The sequence below is a fragment of the Bradyrhizobium shewense genome (assembly GCF_900094605.1).
GTDB lineage: Bacteria > Pseudomonadota > Alphaproteobacteria > Rhizobiales > Xanthobacteraceae > Bradyrhizobium > Bradyrhizobium shewense.
The window spans coordinates 1-19,276 of sequence record NZ_FMAI01000039.1 but is presented as its reverse complement, the minus strand read 5'-3'; the positions used below and the strand labels follow the sequence as shown (position 1 = coordinate 19,276).

15 protein-coding genes are annotated in these 19,276 nt (G+C 59.0%); 7 read left to right on the top strand and 8 right to left on the bottom strand.

Features of this window, described 5'->3' with window-relative positions:
* Position 1: 1 nt before the first annotated feature.
* From nodU to GA0061098_RS39105, 6 genes are read right to left on the bottom strand one after another with little or no spacing between them, the layout of a single operon-like run.
* Positions 2 to 1,711, bottom strand: coding sequence for a nodulation protein NodU (nodU, locus tag GA0061098_RS39130; protein ID WP_091966820.1), 1,710 nt, complete (start codon positions 1,709 to 1,711; stop codon positions 2 to 4).
* A 13-nt stretch (positions 1,712 to 1,724) separates the two neighbouring features.
* The gene (gene nodS, locus GA0061098_RS39125; protein WP_091966819.1) at positions 1,725 to 2,354 is read right to left on the bottom strand and encodes a nodulation methyltransferase NodS; all 630 of its coding nucleotides are present in this window, start codon (positions 2,352 to 2,354) and stop codon (positions 1,725 to 1,727) included.
* Positions 2,355 to 2,365: 11 nt separating this feature from the next.
* Positions 2,366 to 3,742 carry a chitooligosaccharide synthase NodC gene (gene nodC, locus GA0061098_RS39120; RefSeq protein ID WP_129591062.1) on the bottom strand — a complete coding sequence of 459 codons (1,377 nt, stop codon included), beginning with the start codon at positions 3,740 to 3,742 and terminating at the stop codon, positions 2,366 to 2,368.
* A 13-nt stretch (positions 3,743 to 3,755) separates the two neighbouring features.
* Positions 3,756 to 4,415, bottom strand: coding sequence for a chitooligosaccharide deacetylase NodB (gene nodB, locus GA0061098_RS39115; RefSeq protein WP_091966817.1), 660 nt, complete (start codon positions 4,413 to 4,415; stop codon positions 3,756 to 3,758).
* Positions 4,412 to 5,044 carry a NodA family N-acyltransferase gene (locus GA0061098_RS39110; protein WP_091966815.1) on the bottom strand — a complete coding sequence of 211 codons (633 nt, stop codon included), beginning with the start codon at positions 5,042 to 5,044 and terminating at the stop codon, positions 4,412 to 4,414. The genes nodB and GA0061098_RS39110 overlap by 4 nt, the downstream gene beginning before the upstream one ends.
* Before the next feature lie 54 nt (positions 5,045 to 5,098).
* On the bottom strand, positions 5,099 to 5,815 hold the full coding sequence (locus GA0061098_RS39105; protein ID WP_245323900.1) for a NodY: 717 nt from the start codon (positions 5,813 to 5,815) through the stop codon (positions 5,099 to 5,101).
* 64 nt (positions 5,816 to 5,879) lie between these two features.
* On the opposite strand from GA0061098_RS39105, the gene nodD1 reads away from it, so the two are divergent.
* The 7 genes from nodD1 (at position 5,880) to GA0061098_RS39065 (ending at position 16,078) form a co-directional block, all read left to right on the top strand.
* Positions 5,880 to 6,824 (top strand): transcriptional regulator NodD1, encoded by a 945-nt coding sequence (gene nodD1, locus GA0061098_RS39100; RefSeq protein ID WP_091966813.1) that lies wholly within the window; start codon positions 5,880 to 5,882, stop codon positions 6,822 to 6,824.
* A gap of 642 nt (positions 6,825 to 7,466) precedes the next feature.
* Positions 7,467 to 8,411: a transcriptional regulator NodD2 gene (gene nodD2 / locus GA0061098_RS39095; RefSeq protein WP_091966810.1), complete on the top strand. Its 945-nt coding sequence runs from the start codon at positions 7,467 to 7,469 to the stop codon at positions 8,409 to 8,411.
* 939 nt (positions 8,412 to 9,350) lie between these two features.
* Positions 9,351 to 10,064, top strand: coding sequence for a MerR family transcriptional regulator (locus tag GA0061098_RS39085; protein ID WP_208610728.1), 714 nt, complete (start codon positions 9,351 to 9,353; stop codon positions 10,062 to 10,064).
* Positions 10,065 to 10,374: 310 nt separating this feature from the next.
* Positions 10,375 to 11,478, top strand: coding sequence for a branched-chain amino acid ABC transporter substrate-binding protein (locus GA0061098_RS39080; RefSeq protein ID WP_091966809.1), 1,104 nt, complete (start codon positions 10,375 to 10,377; stop codon positions 11,476 to 11,478).
* Positions 11,479 to 11,960: 482 nt separating this feature from the next.
* Positions 11,961 to 12,998: an LLM class flavin-dependent oxidoreductase gene (locus tag GA0061098_RS39075; RefSeq protein WP_091966807.1), complete on the top strand. Its 1,038-nt coding sequence runs from the start codon at positions 11,961 to 11,963 to the stop codon at positions 12,996 to 12,998.
* 1,764 nt (positions 12,999 to 14,762) lie between these two features.
* A complete protein-coding gene (locus tag GA0061098_RS39070; RefSeq protein WP_091966805.1) occupies positions 14,763 to 15,152 on the top strand; it encodes a NolY in 390 nt (129 codons plus the stop codon).
* A gap of 680 nt (positions 15,153 to 15,832) precedes the next feature.
* On the top strand, positions 15,833 to 16,078 hold the full coding sequence (locus GA0061098_RS39065; RefSeq protein ID WP_091966803.1) for a hypothetical protein: 246 nt from the start codon (positions 15,833 to 15,835) through the stop codon (positions 16,076 to 16,078).
* A 704-nt stretch (positions 16,079 to 16,782) separates the two neighbouring features.
* Here GA0061098_RS39065 and istB read toward each other — a convergent pair.
* Together istB and istA are read right to left on the bottom strand one after the other, a co-directional pair.
* Positions 16,783 to 17,526 carry an IS21-like element helper ATPase IstB gene (gene istB, locus GA0061098_RS39060; RefSeq protein ID WP_091966590.1) on the bottom strand — a complete coding sequence of 248 codons (744 nt, stop codon included), beginning with the start codon at positions 17,524 to 17,526 and terminating at the stop codon, positions 16,783 to 16,785.
* 9 nt (positions 17,527 to 17,535) lie between these two features.
* A complete protein-coding gene (gene istA / locus GA0061098_RS39055) occupies positions 17,536 to 19,074 on the bottom strand; it encodes an IS21 family transposase (protein ID WP_165637880.1) in 1,539 nt (512 codons plus the stop codon).
* Positions 19,075 to 19,276 lie beyond the last annotated feature (202 nt).

The following is a 19,276-nucleotide window of genomic DNA, read 5'->3' as shown; positions in this document are numbered from 1 at the left end:
CTTAGGCTGAAAGAAGCCGTTCAGCAGACGATGGCTTCTCGACGACCGTTTTGGTCCAGAGCAGGCCCTCGCACCACACATGCTCAACGCGTCCCCACTGGCAGGCCGCGGCAGCATCCGGGAAGAATCCACGTCCGTGGAGGTTGGCACTCGTATTGCAGAGCAGCGGAATGCCGGTGAGTTGTTCAAATTCGACGAGAAGCTCGACGATTTTGTGCGGAGAGTTGCGGGAGATTGTCTGCAGCCGCGCTGAACCGTCGAGATGGACGACAGCGGGCACCTTGTCGCGCCATTCCGCGCGGGTCTGGTGATCGAACAGCATGTAAGGATCTGGGGTACCTGGGCTGAAAATCTCTGGGGCCCGATCCTCCAGACAAATCGGTGCCACCGGTCGGAAGTGCTCGCGACGCTTAATGTCGTTGAGATGATCTTTCATTGCCGGGGAGGTCGGGGCTGCAAGAATGCTTCTGCCGCCCAACGCCCGCGGCCCAAGCTCGGCGCGCCCGGAAAGGAAGATGACCGGCTTGTTGTCGGCGAGAATCGCCGCAAGTTCACGCAGACTGCATGGCGCCGCCTCCCAATCCGCCGGAAGCTCGCCGTCCTGCAGGTCCGGACCACTGTAGACTGACCATTCCAATGGCCCGAAGCCATTTTGCGCCGCCATCGCGCCGCAAGCAGCGCCGATTGCCGAGCCGCTGTCATTCGGAAACGGCGGCACCCAAACGTCATCGAACAATCCCGCCGCACGAAGCGCGCTGTTCCACTTGATGTTGAGACCGCATCCTCCGGCGATACATAGATTTCGCGCTCCTGGAAGCGACGAGTGTCGCAGCAGAACCATCGCAGTTTCCTTGACAAGAAGACGTTCCACGAACACATGAAACGACGCAAGGACGTCCTCCGCTCGCTTGGCTGTCAGGCGCAATGCGCTTGCCTCGAAGAAGTCGTGCATAGCTGCAAGCGACGATTCTGCATTGTTGATGTCAGCGCGGTAGCGACGAGCCTGCTCCGTGTCAGCGGCGAAGCGCTTTTCATAGAGCTCCTGAAACACTGCCACGATGCTTTCGTCGACAGAGCCAAGCGCGATGTAAGCCATCAGCTTGCCGGCGATGCCCAAATCCCAACTGGAGCGGTTCGGCTGCCTGTAAGGGCCGAAATGAAGGCCCGCGGCAGCATAGGCATGGCCAATCATCGGAAACAGGGATGCAATCAGCCGTGCCCCCCGAGGTTCCACATAGTAAAGACGTGGAAAGATGCAGCCGTCCCATACCAGACAGAACGCGGGTTTTCCCGCGCTGGCAAAGGGACTGGTGCTATATGCCGACGCGACGTGGCCCGTGACGTGCGGGTAGCTCTTATATGGAAACACCTTGCCTCCGAGGATCAGGCCAAAGCCGTCGACGGAATCAAGAAGGCCCTCAGCATGGCGCTCGACATATGGCGCCCCTTTCAGCGCGATCGGCACAGCGCCACTTAGGACCTGGAACTGCGACTCAATCTCCCCATCCCAGCCGTCGATCACGAACTGATCGATATCCCGCGGATCCAGGCCATGATCCGCCAAGGCGAGCACGACTGCATCGAGATTCTCGACGGATTGATAGCGCGGACTGTTGCCGAGCTTCTCTTGCTCGGTGCAAAAGACAAGCCGCCCGTCCTCGACGACAGCAATTGCCCCGTCATGTGTCAACTTGATGCCGCAGATGCGCATACGATCCCCTGGTCTAGTAACCGACGTTTGATTGTTCTGACGAGTGACCCGGCTTCCGGAACCGGACGATCAAGCAGTCTTCGTTGACCGACTCGGTGTGGCAGTGCAGACGCTCGACCTCCGATAGGCTCTCGTTTAAGAGAGCGATCACCGTTTCGGCACCAGCAGCATGACCCCATCGTTGACATGTGGCATCACGTGCGGACCCGAAAATCAGAGCTCCATTTGGCGCTAGCATACTCACCAGGTTGCGGATAACCGCATGCATCTCGACAACGTCCTTGAGGTAGTAAAGAACCTCGGCCACGACAATCAAATCGAACTGCTCAGTGGTCGAGAACCGCTGAATGTCGCCGGTCACCCAGGTGATATGTGACCACTTCCCGGTCCGTCGTCGCGCTCGCTCGATCGCCTGCGGCATGACATCGACGACGGTGAGTCGTTGGCATAGCGGCGCCAGCATGTCCGTGAATGCACCGGCTGCACATCCCACTTCGAGGGCACACGCAACATCTCCATTGCAACGCGACATCCGGAGCATTTGCGCGTATCGCTCCTGCTCGAAAGAACTACCGTCGAGGCGCCATGGATCGTCGACAGCCAACTCTCGCTCTAATAGCTGATGGTTTGCGTCCGGGATCATGGGCCAATCACCTACTTGCAGGCAGTCGAACGATCGCCACTGCAAACACTCTTCGTTGCCGTCGGGCTCGATTCACGGCACGAAAACCCCGCCTTACGAATTGTTCCAGACATTCCCCATTTACTTGCAGCACTTCGTCCAGCGTTCGGGTGCAGGATGACAGACTGCTTTTCCCCTTCGGCCGGCGTACTGGCGACCTTGCGCGATAGCCAATCGCTGTTGCTCAATGTACAAAGCGCATAGGCCTTCAAGGGAAGTAAGAGAAAGATATTGATCGGTGTGTGGAGCGAGAAGCCGAGAAACCGCAGTTCGCGAGCACGAAGGGTTGCCACACTGCAGCGGACCATTGTCATTGCTGCAATCGTCAATACCGTCCACCAGGGTACAGAGCCGACGATTAGGAGCTGTGCGAGCGCAGCCAGTGATGACAGGGCGAGAAGCAACGGGCCGAGATTTTGCCCGATAACGTCTAGCGTCAGATAGCCATCGAGCTCTGGCAGCAGGCGTAATGCTAGGAACGTATCCCGGAAGGTACTGCGCGCCCAGCGGAGCTGCTGACGTAGATATGGCCCAAGGCTGTCCGGGACGACTGTCGCTGCGATCGCGTCCGAGACGTATTCGGTTCGAAATCCCGCCTTGAGCATGAGGATGGTTAGATGGCGATCCTCCCCGAAATCGCTCGGCTTCCCACGAAAGAATTGCGCTTCGTATTGATCAAGAAGCAAGGCGAGCGCGGAGCGACGATACATGGCACATGGGCCGCAGCAGCACATGACCGCACCGAAACGCGCCTGCGCCGCGCGCTCCTCGTTGCATGCCAACCAGTATTCCATATCGATCAGCCTGGTCAGCCAGGTTTGGCTGCGGTTGCTCGCTATCAACTGCCCCATGGCCGCACCGACTTGCGGGTCGTGCATCTTCACTACAAGCTTCGTGACAACGTCAGCGGCAAGTATCGTATCCGAGTCGACGTTGAGGACCAGGTCACCGGAGGAGCTGCGTATTGCGGCGATCTGCGCCTTGCGCTTTCCAACGTTGTTTGCCAGCAAGATGATGCTGAACCTCGGATCGTTCGCATAGATTTTGTGTACAGGCGCGACAAGGTCGCGATTTGCAGATCCGTCGTCGACCACGTAGACCTGCAGCTTTCCGCTGTAGTCTTGACTCGCAAGCGACTCCAGACATTCGGCGAGCGTGTTTGGATGCTCGTTGAAGCACGGCACGATGACGTCCACACTGGGAAGGACCGCCTCCGATCGTCCCAGATTGTCCTGCAGCGATGAGGTCATCGTCGGTTGGGCATAAAGCGCTTGCGCGCTCTTGTAGATCGTCGAGAGCAGCGCATAAGACGAAACAGCGACAGCACTGGTTGTAGTGAGCAGGTCCATAGGGTGTTTTTTTTCAATGAAGTTGAGGGAGTGGACGGATTACAAACCCGCGCCGTTGTAGTGCCGGGATCAGATGTGACAGCGCGATCGTGGTCTGATCGCGCAGCGTGGCATCAGTGCGCGGTCGCTCCTCATCAGGAGGATATCCGTCATGCAGGAGCACAATTGAACCCGGGCGAACGGTCGCCAGTACTGAATTCACAATTCTATCGACCCCGGGGCGGGACCAATCTCTCGGATCGACCGACCAGTGCACAGCTGTGAGGCCAGCGCCCGCTGACACAGCAAGCACCTCTTGTGTCCACATGCCGTAAGGTGCTCGCACGTGCCTGGGTGAGGCCTGCGGGCACGCCGAACGGATCGCCTCGCTCGCCGCCAGAACTTCATCGCGTACCTCCGCTGGTCCGCACCTGGATAGATCCGGATGCGTCATCGTGTGGTTCGCAACCTCGTGCCCTTCCGCGATCATTCGTCGAATGAGTTCAGGTTGTTCGGCCGCGTACGTGCCGATCACGAAGAACGTCGCCGGAATCCGATATTGCGCCAGCACATCGAGCACCTCTGGCGTGCAAAATGGATTTGGCCCATCGTCAAAGGTCAAATAGACGGGGCGACTTCCGCTCACGTCAGCGTAGTCGCAACGGACAGCAGATAGGGGGAAACGCTCTTTCACAACTCAGGCCCGTTCCGATCGATGATCGTCCCGGCCGGCCACTCGCTTATCGAGCGTCCAACCGGGAAGATCACTACGATCACGTCTTCGATCCGGATCGGCGGCAAATTGGGATAGACATCCGGATGCGTGGAGCGGACGCGAATGCCAGACATCAGGGTTGCGAGCCCCTGCCTTTCGACCAGTCGGGTCATGTGTTTCGCAAGCGCAGGCCGAACCGTACCAAAGCCGAATGGAATCCCAAGCTCCTGCAGCATGGGATACATCACGCGCATTGCATGGCTGATTCCCAGGCCTTCAAGATCCGGACGCACCGCGTATAACCCCAGTTCGCCGACGAGAAGATCGACCCCACCAACATTGATGAAGCGGCGTAGTAGCCCGAGGTGAGCAGCTATCCCGCGCGCGTCATAACCGATTACGCGGACCTCAGGTCTTGCACCGGCCCAACTTCGGTTGCCCTCAAATGGCTGCGCGTTGAACGCACCGGTCGGCCCGTAACTCTTGCGGAAGAACTCGGCGAGTTCGGCATGATCGGTGAGCTGCAATTCGCTTTCCCAGCGACGACTCCACTGCACTTGAGCGCGTGCAGAAGGAGATTCCGCAGTCCGGGACACGGCAATGTTCATGGCTAGCTTCCCTGCGCCGGTGGAATTATGAGCGGAGATGGTCACGTGAGTTCGCTAGTCGTCGAACCGCTGATCAATACTGAAATGAGCTGCCATGACCCGCCGGAGCGCGGCACTCCTCGCCTGCACCGCGCCGTGCACCTTCGCTCGCGACGAAGCGATCTCATGGTTCGCACTCGTCATCCGGCCAATGCGCTGCGCGAGATATCCCGGAAGATGCCGACGAGGCGATTGGACTAGCCAGAACCTCTCTGCACCACGATGCTTTTCCGCCTCGTCTAGCATCGCTGTCGACATTTTGACGTCGACGGGCAGGCCTTCGATGCGCCGTGCCTCATCGATGGCGCATCCGAGTGGCATCAGATCATACTGGTCCTTATACATCTTCGACACGCCCTGAATGCGGTGGACAGGCGAGCCATTTGGAGAGTCGCCTGAATTACTTGGCATCCGCAATCTGCGCCTGCCGCTATTTCGCGACACTAGAATGCGGCTGAACGCGCTCTCAAGTGTACGCGGGTAAACCTCCAATATGGAAACGGATGAAACACGCATACCAAGGTTTATGGAGATCTGCCTGGCGGCTCGATCGAGCGAGCTTCGCACCGAGAAGAAGCGACGCGCCTCGCCCGGCGCGCCCATAGCCGCGCTCGAAGCGGATGCGCCGGCTGCTCGCACGTCTAGGAGTTTTTCTCTGAGCCAGCGTGAACGAGCAGCAGCCATCATGGTATGCCTGAATACTTTTGCAAACTGATGTTTGCTATCCAACATCCCGCAATTTGGTAAAATTGATTGTTCCGATGGAACACATCCACACGATGGATAGACTCACAACATGCGGTTCAAGGGACTTGATCTAAACCTTCTAGTTGCGCTCGATGCTCTGATGACGGAGCGCAACCTCACAGCGGCGGCGCGCAAAATTCACCTGAGCCAGCCCGCTATGAGCGCTGCGATCGCGCGGCTGCGCACCTATTTCCGCGATGAGCTATTTACCATGAGAGGTCGCGAGCTTGTCCCGACACCTGGCGCGGAGGCGCTTGCAGGTCCGGTTCGCGAGGCCCTGCTGCACATCCAACTCTCGATCATATCGCGGGACGGGTTCGACCCTACTCAGTCGAGCCGACGCTTCAGGTTCATTCTCTCCGACTTCATGACGATCGTCTTTCTTCGCAAAATTGTGGACCGCATCGCACAGGAAGCTCCCGCGGTGCGCTTCGAGTTGCTGCCATTTTCCGATGAACCCGATGAGCTGCTCCGCCGGGGCGAGGTCGACTTTCTCATTCTGCCGGAGCTGTTCATGTCGAGCGCGCATCCTAAGGCGACGCTGTTCGACGAGACCCTCGTATGCGTGGGATGCCGCGAGAACAAGCAGCTATCGCGGCAGCTGACGTTCGAGAAATACATTTCGATGGGGCACGTTACGGCAAAGTTCGGACGGGCGCTCAGACCAAACCTCGAAGAATGGTTCTTGCTTGAGCACGGCGTCAAGAGACGCATTGAGGTCGTTGTGCAGGGCTTTAGCCTGATTCCGCCCATATTGTTGGACACAGGCCGTATCGGCACAATGCCCTTACGACTTGCCAAACACTTCGAAAAGCGGATGCCACTGCGGATCGTCGAACCGCCGCTCCCCCTGCCCACATTCACCGAGGCTGTGCAGTGGCCTGCGTTCCACAATACCGACCCGGCGAGCATTTGGATGCGACGGATATTGCTGGAGGAAGCATCCAACATGGCACCTGGGAATCAGGAGCCTTCAACTCGCAGGCGCTGCTAGGCTCACCATAAGCCGCTCCCAGCACGTTCCAAATACGCTATCAATCCTTCGACCTGCTCGGCCGCTTTCGCCACTTCAACGTGACTGGGGCGAAGCTGCCAGAGACGGCGATCGGTTACGAAGACTTGCCGAGTGGTGAGCGTGGTGACCTCGCAGGTGAGGTTTGATGCACTTGCACTGCAAACAGGCGGTGCCCGGGACTATCGCGGCACAACACGCCTCCTCCTGTACACTAATGTTTGGCTTGAATGTTTGGCTTGCCCGATAAAATCGCTTGAACCACACACTGCGTCAGGTTGTAGGTTGGCCGCCGTGACTAACGTTGCGCTACGCGGCCGCCGACTCGGCGCTTTGGCGAACTCACGGCGCTGGCCGGACACTGGGTTGATCCGCCATTAACCAACCGACCGGGTCCTGTTGCGTGGCTCGCCGGAAGCGGCGAGACCGATCAACTTCGGGATTCCTGACGGTTTCCGGCCGCTGCTGGTCGGCCTACCGCCTTGCTCTCCATTGTGGCGGTCATTGCACGAGCGTCTTTTTCGCGACCGTAGGATGGAAACGATGTCCAATAGGACCTCTCCAGACGCAACCGCCAACGCTCGTTGTATGCGCCGCAATTACGTTCGTGCCGGATAAGAAGACATGCGTTTCAAAGGTCTGGATCTAAATCTTCTCGTCGCGCTGGATGCTCTAATGACTGAGCGAAACCTCAGCGCAGCGGCACGCAAGATTAATCTTAGTCAGCCTGCCATGAGCGCAGCCGTTGTCCGGCTGCGTTCCTACTTCGGTGATGAGCTATTTGGCATGAGGGGCCGGGAACTTGTCCTGACCTCGCGCGCGGAAGGACTCGCAGCTCCTGTGCGCGAGGCTCTAACGCACATTGAGCTCTCAATCATCGCGCGGCACGTGTTCGATCCAGCTCGATCGAACCGACGATTCAGGATCGGCCTTTCTGATTTTATAACAGTCGTATTCTTTCGAAATGTCGTGGAGCGCGTCGCGCGAGAAGCACCCGCTGTCAGCTTCGAACTGGTGGCCCTCACCGATGAGCGCGATGAGCTTCTCCGCCGCGGCGAAGTCGATTTTGTTATCTTGCCGGAATTATTCATGTCCAGCGCGCACCCCAGGGCAGCCCTATTCGAGGAGAGACTCGTCTGTGTCGGTTGCTGCACGAACAGCCAACTACTGCGACGTCTTACATTTGATCGCTACATGTCGATGGGCCACGTGGCGGTTCAGCTCAAAGGTGAGCGCAAGACGCCGGTCGAGGAATCCCTTTTACTCGATCTCGGTCTCAATCGGCGCATCGACATTCTCGTGCAGAGCTTCAGCATGATCCCGCCCCTGCTGGTAGGCACGAACCGGATAGGGACGATGCCATTAAGCCTCGTAAAGCATTTCCAAAGAACGATGCCCCTTCGCATTGCGGAGCTCCCGCAGCCATTCCCCGCCTTCACTGAGGCGGTCCAATGGCCCGTGCTTCAGAATAGCGACCCGGAAAGCCTATGGATGCGAGAGATATTGTTGCAGGAGGCTACCCGCATGGCGACTGGAGAAGAGCCCTCCATCTTCTGCGCTTCGGAATGAGCGGATACGGCCTGAGATTTCGTACGATCTGTCTCGCCGTTGTCGTAAGGACGTTTGCAAGATCTGCGAGCCTCATATCCGCTCAGCGCCGCCAGTTTTGGCTCGCCTCGCTCGAATTCATGGTCGATCTATAAAGATCGTCGCGGCGGACGGCTATCGTGACGACGTTGTGTAGGTCTTTCGCACGTTGGCAATAGGCTCGACGTGCGAGCGGCGGCTCAGACTATTGGCCTGGTTTTAGAGAAAGGGACGTACGCCGCACCCGGCCGCGGGGCACACCTGCCTCGGTACAGCAGAACCGGCGCTGGGCTGTCCTCGTCAACTCCCCGAATCAGTAGTGGCTCCCGATGAGCGGAGACGCTTCGGCTTCTTCGGCGTCTTACCATCATGCACCGTGAGCGTGATGGTCATCGATCATGCACATGACCGCGATCTCTTGCGCTGTCGCAGCAAGCATCGCGCGCACGCGTGTTGCCCTGTCGCATCACCTGGGAGTACATCGCACCTTCGTCGCTCCGCGCCGCGGGTCTGACTTCTTTTGGCCCTATCGCAGCCAAACGACTTGACGACGTGCGCTGCCATGACGCAATGACAGAAGGAGCTGAGCGTTGGAGCAATGCAGCGGCGTGTTCGATCCGGAAGAACTTTCCGTCCTGGGACGCCTTTATGATAGTGCGGTTAACGCGCTACCCCCATCGATGCGAAGTCCGGAAAATCGCACAGCAATCGCCAAACTCATCCTGGAGCGTACAGCGGCTGGCGAGGCTCAACTGGCATGCCTGACGAACTTGTTGATCACCATTTCCCCTCAGGGTTGATCCCCCGCCAATCTGAGGATAGTCACCACTCTCGCGCTGGAATGGAAGACGATCCAGCTAGAGCTTTGAAATAGCTTGAATCATACGTGACGTCAGGTTGTAGGCTTTGAAATTGAACAACATGAGCAAAGCTACACCACGAAGGCGTCGATGGCGCATTGGCGAACTTGCAGAGGCGACCGGAGTAACGGTACGCACGCTGCACCATTATGAACACACCGGGCTACTAGCAGCTTCAGAGCGTACTGACGGCGGCCACCGGATGTACGACCGCGAAAGCGTGCAACGGGTTCACCAGATCCGTGCGCTACGTGAGCTTGGCTTCTCCCTTATCGAGATCCGTAAAGCTATGGAGGGCACGACCTCACTTATCGATCTTCTTCGCAAACATTTAGAGCGGATAGAACTTCAAGTCGCCCGAGCAACTCTGCTGCGAGATCGCTTGCGCAACATGACCATCGACAGTGATACCCAGGTAAGTGTGGATGAGCTGCCTGCCACTCTCAACGCCATGTCGCGGGTCGAGACGCCCAATCAGACGTCCCGATGCACCTGCAAGTTAGCTGCAGATCGCGAGGAGCGGTGGCGGCGGATCCGCAACGACCTGCGTGATTGTATGGATCGGGGCGAGCATCCTTGCGGCGAACGGGCGAAGGCTGTCGCAGTTGCAGCACGCTTGCTAATCGGCGAAATCGCCGGCGCCGATTCACGCGTTTCGATGATCCTGAAGGTACTTGCACGATTAAGCGCCCCCCGCAGTCTGGCTGGTTGGGATCCCTGCCTTATGCAATATCTCGATCTCGCCCTCGGCGGGTTGGAGGATCAGCCGTACTGACGTCCTCATGGCCGGCTCCGCACGGCATTGCAGATCGGCCCTGGCAATCTGAAAACGCGATGACGCTTGGTTGATCGGCGGCTCTGATGCGGGCAGACAGTTTTATGGACTCAACCGGCGATCCCTGACGCACTGATCGAGGCTCCCCTCAAAAGGGGGTTGAACCGCACGTAACGTCAAATTGTAGACTCTACCGTGGTCGCAATCTGGCCGACCTAAGCAAGCTTCACTTGGCAGATAGCCTCACGTGCAGGCACGTCTGATCACAGCTGCTGACGGTTCACTTCAGGTGAGCATTGGGAGCTCTACAATGTTAAATGGGCGTTACGCTTCTGCTGCGAGTGCGGCGCTTCTCTTCTGCGCCCTAGCCTCGGTTGCGCGCGGCTCCGAGGTCAATATTGCCGTAGTTGGCCCAATGAGCGGAAGCAGCGCGGCCTTCGGCGCGCAAATGCGCGATGGTGCGGCTGCGGCGGTCGAGGCGTTGAACGCTTCTAGCCTACTTCTCGATACCAAGGTGATATTGAGTGTCGCCGACGACGCGTGCGACCCGAAGCAAGCTGTCGCAGTTGCGAATAAGCTCACAACAGAGCGGGTCCGGTTGGTCGTTGGCCACTTTTGTTCTTCTTCGTCGATCCCGGCCTCCGAGATCTACGCCGAAGCAGGCATCATTCAGGTGTCACCAGGCTCGTCGAATCCTCAGCTGACAGAACGCGGCCTTGAGAATGTCTTTCGGATCTGCGGCCGCGACGACCAACAGGGCATCGTTGCCGCGGAGTATATTCACCGGAGCTTCCCTAACGACAAGATCGCAGTGCTCGACGACAAGAGCACCGCAGGCAAGGGTATCGCCGACGTCGTTGAAGCACAGCTTCGGAGATTCGGTGAACAAGTCATTCGCCAAAGCTATGTAGCCGGTGAAAAGGATTACAGGGCGCTGGTCTCAAGAATGAAGAAGGATCGGGTGCGCGTCGCCTATATCGGCGGCTATCATACCGAAATCGGATTGTTTGTACGCCAGGCGTCAGAAGCAAGAGCGGGACTCATCGTCATGGCGAACGATCCGTTGATGACCTCTGAATTCTGGGCCATTACAGGCAGCGCCGGAAATGGCACGTTGTTTACCTTCATGCCGGACCCTGGCAGGAATGCCAATGCGGCCGGCGTGGTGGCCGAACTCAAAGCTTCCAACCTGTCCGCTGAAGGCTACACGCTTTACGCCTATGCAGCCGTGCAAGCATGGGCAGAGGCGGTGAACCGGACCGGCTCTTTCAATGCTGCGCGCGTCGCCAGCGCACTTCGTTCGCGGCCGATCGATACCGTGATTGGCCCAGTCCAGTTCGATACAAAGGGAGACAATGCGGCTCCTGGTTTTCTGGTTTACCGCTGGCGAGACGGCCGGGTCGAGCAGAACTGATTGGCATCAACGCCGCATCCCCCAACCCAAAGGTGACACGGATGATCAGACGCACTCAGGTCGTTGGAGCAGCGATACTCCCAAGCTCTCTTGTACTTGCAGCTTTCGGAGCGTTTTTCGCTTTCGTTGCGGCGCTCGCAGAGCTGCCCGGTGTCGACCTGAAGGAGATGCTACGTCCGATGATAGACAAATAGTAGCCGTGCCGAGCTGGTCTCGCGCGCGGGCACAGGACCTCTGAAGCGGCTAACGATCCTTCTGGTCGAGCACATGCTCGCTGTGGAGGCGCTTCGCGAACGTCTATCAACGTAACGGCCGAACCGCCATTTGCGCATTCTCATGACCCACTCACATGGTGCAAGCTCGGATCCAAGCACCCAAAGAGAAACGGCCTAAGCGGTCAAATGACGAACGAGACCTCTTTGAGCGCGACGGCATGAAGCAACCAGGATGCGCCATCTGACCCATAATCGGAGATTGATCGAGTGAAGAGTGGCCTTCCTTCAAGACTAAGGTGCGGCATTTTCGACCATTTGGATGACGACGGCCGAGATGCCGCACGACAATATGAAGATCGTCTTAAGCTGATCGAGGTCTGCGACTCGCTCGGCTTCTACGCTTATCACCTGGCCGAACACCACTGCACACCTCATGGCAGAGGGCCCTCGCCGAACCTGTTTCTATCGAGCGTCGCGCAGCGCACCCGGCGATTACGCTTCGGTCCGCTCGTCCTGTTGCTCAACCTTTATCATCCACTGCGCGCATTCGAAGAGATCTGCATGCTTGACCAATTGAGCGGCGGCAGGCTCGAGGTCGGGATAGGCCGCGGCTCCCAGCCGATTGAATGGGGTTATCTCGGCATCAGCGCCGACGCTGCACCAAGCCGTTTTACGGAAGCCAGTGAAATCCTGAATATTGCGCTGAAGCTAAAGGGACATACGCTATCTTATCAGGGACACCACTTCGAGTTGAGCGAAATACCCTTAACGTTGAGGCCTCATCAACGTCCATATCCGCCTACCTGGATCGCGAGCAATCGGCCTGAGTCGGCGCAGTGGGCCGCTGCAAATGGCGCCAATCTGGCGTGCATAGGCCCGGCCTGTGTTGTCCGGAACGTTACGGACGCCTACCGCTCCCATCGAGCCCACAATACAGCTGCACACGGCCGCGAGCCATTTCTCGGGCTGGCCCGCATGGTCGTGATTGCGAAGTCTGATCGGGACGCTCATGCGGCGGCCGAAACTGCGTATCGGCGATGGCTGGAAAGCTTTAAGTTCCTCTACGAGCTGAACGACATTCCGACACCGCCCGTCCTTCCGCTGACCTTCGATGCAGCACTTGAGAGCGAATTGTGCGTCGTTGGAACGCCAACATCGGTCCGACAGCTCCTTCATCAGCAGATGGAAGTGGCAGGTGCCAACTACTTGCTTTGCCAGCTTGCATTCGGAAACCTTCCGCTGGAGAGTTCCCTGTACACCGCAACCGCAATCAAATCTGAAATTCTCGATAGCTTTGGCGGATAATGCATTGGGGGATCGTATGCTTGGCAACTAGACCGACCCGCCGAGGTTATCCGAAGCTAGTTGCGATTTAGTTGTCGTTGCCCTAGGCGCAAAGGCGATCGTCAGCGCTCAATGGCAGCGATCAAGCCGTCGACTTTTCTAACTGCGCTTCTTCTTACTCGGACCCATGACCCTCTGCTTTCGAACGGAATTCTTCGTTGTGAGCGAGCCTTGCGACCTTCTTTCTTCTCAATCATGGCCGGTCATCAACGAATCGGCAGGTTCGCCTAAAAGGCCCATAAGCTCACTGCACCAAGACGGCAGGAAAAAACTAACTGACCCGCTTTCGATGTAAGAGATGAGATTACGCGCGTGCGCGATCCACGAACCGGATGCATCCCATCAACACTTTCGATTTACCACTTTCACCCAAATACCCCATAAGTCGGTCGCCGGTTTCCGGAAAGCACATTTCACGAACGTCGTGTGAGCAATGGACCCTTTTTGCTTTCAGCATAGTCGCAGGCCGATTCAAGGTTCTCGTGGCTGCACCGCCAACGAGACCCATCGACCTTTGGAATCGACGCACGTGCGGCGCAAATGCGGTCGGATGACTAATCGCAACGTCTGGCACGTAATCTATCGCGCTGGCGCCTCCCCCTTTGCAATCATACTAAGGCCCTCCACGAAGATCGACTCTCACGCACACCGCTTGGCCAAGGTAAATGCGTGCGCTGCATAGAATTGGGGCAGGCGAACTGCCCTCTACACCGGTGCGGGCTGGCCATTTTGCCCTGACCAGGCGGGCGCCGCCGACCATCCGACGCTGTCGCCGCCTTCAAACAGAGCAGTGCGGTCAGCTATCTGACCACGCTAAGTGCAAGCCGCATATCCTCCGACCAGGACGAGGCACTGACGTCGATCGGTGTGATGGGACCAGTCTCGCGATCTTACTGCCCACCCCAGTAGGTCGTGTGATCGTGAATTCTCACTCTGCTCGCGTCCTCAGTCTTCGCCGGCGGGCGGCTTCCATACCCATTTCCTACAGGCTGACGCCACCCTATCTCATTCTATGCGCCGACGCTCTTCGACCATATCCCGGCGCCGTTATCCCTTCTCAGCAATCCTTACATCACCATCGCAACGAGGGGTGGAGGTGCGCGATCTGCCGGTCTTTTCTCTTAGCGCGCCCACCCTCCAGGATCCCACCCGCACCCTCACCGGGCCAGACATCGCCTGTCAAAGAATGCAGAGAGAAACCGCAGTCGTATGTAGCGGATGTTGTTTCTGGATTGCCTGGCATGGGCTGGGACATAATTTCCTGGCATGATGAGGAGACTGGTCTGGACCGGTTGACGGCGCGCCCTGAGCAACAGCTTCGTCCAGCGCCAAGCGCTCTTTATGGCACTCTGCCTGGCGTCTGGATCGCTCTGTCAGGCGGCAAGCAATCCCGCAGCAGTTCGGGCCGCACTTCTGGACCTGCCGTCATCAGCGGTGTCCCCGCTGGTTGGAGTCACGGCCCCTGTCCGACGCGGTGGACCGGCTCGACGGTCGAATCAAATGACGGGCCATCTAGAACGCAGTTCGCAGCGTTCTATAGTCGATTCCGCCTTTGCGGTCCGGCACCATGCCTGCCTCTCTCTCCCTTCGGCGACCGTGCGTGCGCACCTTGCCTTGTGCAGCAGCCATTCGTTCTATCGCCGCGTCTGCCGTGTTGCGAACGGGAAAGCACGACACAACCGTTACTTAGTCGCCGCCTGCATTTAACTACATTGGAGCAACACCGTGGAACTTGATCCTTCCAATTCACGCGCAGAGGACCTTGAGGATCGCATCGAACTGCAACTCGACATCGTGGCCGCCCTCATACGCGAAGAAGGCAACGAGCTCGAAGCGATCCGACTGCTAAACGCACTCACAAACCAAATGATTACGGCGGAACTGGAGCTCGGCCAGCTCGGCGATACGAGAACCGGGGCCCGCGCCGGCGACCGGCAAACGACGCGACTGTCGCGAGACCGTGGCGTTTACTACCCAGAAGACCTTCAGGTTTTGGGACGCCTTCACGATCAGGCCGTGGCGGCATTACCGGCAGAGCTCCGAACTCCCGCCAACCAAATGAAGATCGCAAAATTAATTCTGTCACGTGCAGCAGCGGACCGAGATTTCATTTAGCTTTTTCTGCGGTTGATAGCGCCCCCTATCGAACGTCTATCGCTGGGCTGAGTGCTACGGCCGTACGCACCAAGGATCGACGACTTAGCGTTTATGGGCTCAGGTCCCGTAAGCGCGCCGATTCCGCTGGCCTTTCCATATCACAACTGTTCGCCACCATGCTCGAAAGCTGGAGCCCGCACCCAGAGCAGGGAACGCGCAGGGTCGAGCAAAGGTCGAGTGCCCGCCGACACATGTCAGAAAGCAAACAAGCAGTGTCCGGAAAACGCCAGACTCTTCCAGAAACGCTTCTTAGCTTGAGACTGCGAAAGGAGCGGAACGATCCATTTTCATCGATGTTCGGCTTTAGTCGTGATTGGCGTGGCCCCGATCTTACGATTGCAGGAAGAAGAGCCCCAATTATTGACCGATACCGAGCAACAAGAGCATTTCGGCAACGAAGCCGCGCGAACAACGCGAGCTCGTTTCAACCGCTAAAGAATTATTCGAATGCGCCTGGCAATACGACATTCGGGCGTCATCTGAACTTCAACAAACATCGATAAATTCATTGAAGCATCGAGAGCGGCTCGGCGTCCGAGCGTACTGCGGCTTTGATGTCTGTGCTGGGACAAGCCACAGACTCTCGGTTTGCTATTGCCAAGTTACTTCCTTGTATCAGTGCGTCGTGGAGTGTTGGGATGGATCGGTTGTTATCCGAGCAAGTGCAGATGCAAGATGCTACCGTGAGCGTCGCATTTGATAAAGCCTGGCGCTTTGTTGAGAAGGATCCGTTGCTGGCGCATAATCGCAAGACGGTCCTCCGTAGCCGGTTGTGCACATTCCTTGAGTCTTCGATAAAGAAGGGCGAACGGAATACTTTGAATCTGGCTAACGAGGCGATACGCAGCTTGCGGGCTGAACTGGCGCCGTCGACCGAGCAATAAGGCGCATGAACCTCTACGGCCACATGAGTTTGGCTTGTTAAGGCTCTTGGGGACCTTATGCGGCGGGAAAACAACCGGGGCAGAACGTGGTGGAGCTGACCTTAATCCACTCATGTTCAGCCCCCTGCAGACGAGCACGTTCGCGACGACTTTCGCGCGTATGCAGCTCTTCTGGTGACCCCAGGCCAGCCACCTGGAACGCAGAGCAAGTCGGCGACGAGGCGGGACAGCCGCGCTAATATTCGCTGGCGCCAGGAAAAGCCATACCGTTTCCTCTTCTGCCCCTTGGCTCGGCACGAGCTTGCGCAAGTTCAAGCAAGAGCCTCGTCAAGCACAGCGCATCGGCTCCTTGAGATCCGTCGATCGACGTCGAGGTTGAGGAACATCGTACTACACTTGCGAGCAAAGCGATCCAGGCCTGTGATCGATCCGCAAGCGGCAGCAATGCTGATTCCGAGGATCTCGCCCGGGTGTACCGATTTGATCTCGCCCAGGATTCCGAGATGATCTCGCCCACCATTCCGATTTGATCTCGCCCGGGGCGCGAGGCATTCTGGCTGTCTGGTTTCTGGCATCGGCGAAGCCGCGTGGTCAATCTTGAATCGCGGCTCGACGGGTTGGTTTTTCTGTTGCTCCTGCTGTGGGCATGTGGGCAACGCTCTTGCGTTGTCCAAGCGTAGCGGCATGTCCACAGCGCCACAGGCTCAAGCCTTTCGGTCGGGTTTGCGGGTTCGCCGCAGGCTTTCGCCGTTGAGATCGATCCGGTGGGCGTTATGGACCAGGCGGTCGAGGACGGCGTCGGCGTAGGTGGGATCGCCGATCAGCGCGTGCCATTGATCGACCGGGAGCTGGCTGGTGACGATGGTGGAGCGGCGGCCGTAGCGGTCCTCGAGGATCTCCAGGAGGTCGTGGCGGGCGGCGGCGTCGAGCGGCTCGAGGCCCCAGTCGTCGAAGATGAGGAGATCGACGCGGCCAAGCGCGCGCAGCAGGCGGGAGTGGCGGCCGTCGCCGCGCGCCAAAGCGAGATCGGTGAACAGCCGCGGGACGCGCTGGTAGAGCACGGAGCGATTGTCGCGGCAGGCCTTGTTGCCGAGCGCTGAGGCGAGCCAGCTCTTACCGACGCCGGAGGGCCCGCAGATCAAGAGGTTGGCGTGGTCGCCGATCCATTGGCCTTCGACCAGCATCGTCAGCAGACTGCGGTCGAGGCCGCGCGGGGTGCGGTAGTCGATGTCCTCGACGCAGGCCTGCTGACGCAGCTTGGCGTATTGCAGCCGCTTCGACAGCCGCTTGTCGCGCCGCAGCGAGGCTTCGCGTTCGAGCAGCAGCGCAAGCCATTCGGCATGGCCAAGGCTTGCGGCATCGCCGCCGGCTTCGATGTCGGCAAAGGCCTTGGCCATGCCATGCAGGCCGAGCGCGTAGAGTTGATCGAGGGTCGGATGCTTGAGCAATGTGATCTCCTAATTGTAGTAGCGCGGCCCGCGGATGTTGGGATGAAGGATCGGCGCGTCGTCCGCGGAGCGCTTGGGTGAAGGACGCCGATCGAGATTGTTGGCAAGGATTGATTTGACCGAGCCGTAGGTGCGCGCGCCAATATCGATCGCCCGCATGGCGGCGGCATCGAGCCGCTCGTGCCCGTAGGATCGGGCGAGCCGGATGATGCCGAGACAGGCGCGGAAGCCCTGTTCCGGATGCGCGCGCTCGTTGAGGATCAGGTCGCACAGCGCCGCGGTGGCCGGCCCGATCGAGGCGGCGTCCTTACGGATGCGCTCGATGGTCCAGCCAGCGTAGCGCCGATGACTGGAGGCCATGTGCTCCGGCACGGTCGTGTGCTTGTGGTTGCCGCTCATGCGCTGATGCGCGGCGATCCGCTCACCCTTGTGGAAGATCTCGACGGTGCGAGCGGTGAAGCGCACCTCCACCTCGGCGCGGACGAAGCGATGCGGAACGCTGTAATAATGCGCCTCGACCTCGACGTGATAATCGATGCTGACCCGGCAGATCCGCCACTCGGCGAACTCGTGAGGGCTCTCCGGCAGGGCCTTCAGCGCCGGCCGGTCGATCTCCTCCAATAGCTTGCGGCGGGTGACACCGAGCCGCCGGATCGGTCGCTCCTCGTTGAGCCGGATCATCAACTCGGCGATCGCCGCGTTGACGTCGGCGAGGCTGTGGAAGGTGCGGTGGCGCAGCCGCCCGAGCAGCCAGCGTTCGACCATCAGGACCGCCTGCTCGACCTTGGCCTTGTCCCGCGGCCGTCGCGGCCTGGCCGGCAGAATGGCGGTGCCGTAATGCGCCGCCATGTCGGCATAGCTGCGATTGATCCTGGGATCGTAGAGACAGGCTTTGATCACTGCGACTTTGGTGTTGTCCGGCACCAGCAGCGCCGGTACACCGCCGATCGCTTCGAAGGCGCCGACGTGGCCGCTGATCCAATCGGCGAGCCCCTGCGTCCAGGTCGCCTGCGCGTAGGTGAAGCTCGATGCGCCGAGCACCGCGACGAAAATCTGCGCGCTGCGCCGCTCGCCGGTGCGCCGGTCGATCACCACCGGCACGCCGTCGCCGGCATAGTCGACGAACAGCTTGTCGCCGGCCGCATGCGACTGGCGCATCGTCACCGACAGGCGGCCTTCCCAGGCGCGGTAGAGTTCGCAGAAGCGCGAATAACGATACCCGCCGGATTCGCCCGCGATGTACTCCTCCCACAGGATCGACAGCGTCACATGCTTGCGCCGGAGCTCGCGGTGCACCGCCGCCCAGTCCGGCTCCGCCTGCCGGCGATGGCCCCGCCGCGTGCCGGGACCGGCACCGGCGCTGGCGAACAGCCGGGCTTCCAGCACAGCGTCGGTGATGGCGTCGGGCAATGGCCAGGTCAGCCCCGCCGCCTCGAACCGGTGGATCGTCAACCGCACCGTCGAAGGGGCTGTCCCCACCCGCCGCGCAATCTCGCGGGTCGGCATCCCGGCCGACTTCAATCTGATCACATCGCGCACATGGCGCATCGCAAACCTCTCCGTCGGCATCATGGTCCCCCTTGCAAAGCCGAAAGGCGGGACCGTAGCGGAGCCAGAAGAGGCCTCGTCACCCCGGGCGACATCATCCCGGAATGGTGGGCGAGATCATCTCGGAATGGCGGGCGAGATCAAATCGGAACGGTGGGCGAGATCATTCCGGAATAGTGGGCGACATCGAGCGGAATCAGCA